The following is a 598-nucleotide window of genomic DNA, read 5'->3' on the forward strand; positions in this document are numbered from 1 at the left end:
CATGCCGACGCAGAAAACCCTCGGTGTAGCCACGCTGCGCCAGTGACTCCAAGTCCGTCATCAGGCTGCGATCAAACTCACGCCCGGCCACCGCATCATCTATCGCTCGCCGATACACCTGCGTGGTGCGCGCGCAATAGAAGTGCGATTTGGTCCGGCCCTCGATCTTCAATGAATGCACGCCCATGCGCGTCAGGCGCTCGACGTGCTGCACCGCGCGCAGGTCCTTGGCGTTCATGATGTAGGTGCCGTGCTCGTCTTCGAAAGCGGGCATCAATTCGTTGGGGCGGTTGGCTTCCTGTAACAGGAACACCTGATCAGTCGGCGCGCCGAGGCCCAGGGTCGGCTCGGGCTGGAAGGTCTGGACGATCTCGCCGAGCTGATTTTCCGTGGCCTCTTGCGCCGAGTATTTCCAGCGACAGGCATTGGTACAGCTGCCCTGATTGGCGTCGCGTTTGTTCATGTAGCCGGAGAGCAGGCAGCGCCCGGAATAGGCCATGCACAATGCGCCGTGAACGAACACTTCCAGTTCCATGCCCGGTACCTGTTCGCGGATTTCACCGATTTCTTCCAGCGACAATTCCCGCGACAGGATGAT

General features: G+C 60.4%; 1 protein-coding gene. It reads right to left on the bottom strand.

From position 1 onward, the window contains the following. On the bottom strand, nucleotides 1-598 hold a 598-nt coding region (locus tag BK660_RS31825; RefSeq protein WP_185045344.1), incomplete at both ends, for a U32 family peptidase.

Origin of the sequence: Pseudomonas brassicacearum, from assembly GCF_003732265.1 — a bacterium.
Lineage (GTDB): Bacteria > Pseudomonadota > Gammaproteobacteria > Pseudomonadales > Pseudomonadaceae > Aquipseudomonas > Aquipseudomonas brassicacearum_D.